Origin of the sequence: Rhodococcus sp. EPR-134 (assembly GCF_001647205.1) — a bacterium.
GTDB lineage: Bacteria > Actinomycetota > Actinomycetes > Mycobacteriales > Mycobacteriaceae > Rhodococcus_F > Rhodococcus_F qingshengii.
In genome coordinates this window covers 1-970 of sequence record NZ_LVCT01000744.1, presented here as the reverse complement: position 1 = coordinate 970, position 970 = coordinate 1, and the positions used below count along the sequence as shown (strand labels likewise).

1 protein-coding gene is annotated in these 970 nt (G+C 65.2%); it reads left to right on the top strand.

Translation table 11 applies throughout. The features are described from left to right. On the top strand, positions 1 to 970 hold a 970-nt coding region (locus tag A2J01_RS32030), incomplete at both ends, for an AMP-binding protein (protein WP_156519469.1).

Below are 970 nucleotides of genomic sequence, written 5' to 3'. Positions count from 1 at the left end.
GGCGACCACTATCAACTCAACACCACCACCATCATCCGGCACGCCGCGCGCACCTATCCCGAGCAGGAGATCGTGTACCGCACCGCGGACGGCGGCTGGGACCGGTACACCTACGCCGATGCCTACGCGCGAATCCAACGAAGTGCCAATGCACTTCGCTCGATCGGCGTCGGGCCGGGCGATGTGGTCGGGATCCTCGACTGGAACAGCAAGCGGCACTACGAGCTGTACTGGGCGATTCCCGGCCTCGCTGCCGTGATGTTGCAGATGAACCTGCGTTTGGCGCCAGAGGATCTCGCTTACGTCACCGGACACAGTGATGCATCGGTGGTCCTCATCGACGAGTCGCTGCTTCCGGTTGCCGAGGCGCTGGCACCGCATACGCCGAACGTGAAGACGTGGGTGGTGATGACCGATAAGCCGCTGGCCGACATCACCACCACGCTCCCGCACGCGGTGCACTGGGAGGACCTGCTCGCGGACGCCGGCCCGGAGATCGACTGGCCGGTCATCGACGAAACCTCCTCCTACAGCGCGTGTTACACCACCGGCACCACCGGCAGGCCCAAGGGCATCTACTACTCGCATCGCGGCATCTACCTGCACACCCTCGCCGAGGTCGCCGGACTCGGGATGAGCAGCGACGATGCCGTCATGCTCATCACGCCGATGTTCCACGGCCAGGGCTGGGGCCTACCCCAGGCGGCCGCCTACAGTGCCGCAAAAATCGTGCTGCCCGGTCGCTACATCGCCGAGGACACATCCGTCCTCGTGGACGCGATGATCGCGGAGCAAGTCACCGTCGCAAACGGTGCGCCGGCGATCTTCCAGCCCATGATGAACTACATCAAGACGCTTGCGGTCGCACCGGACTTCTCCCGCGCGCGGCTGCTGTCCGGTGCCACCGAGCCGCCGCTGTCGCTGATGCGCGACTTCCACGACATCACTGGAGCCGACGTCATCCACGCCT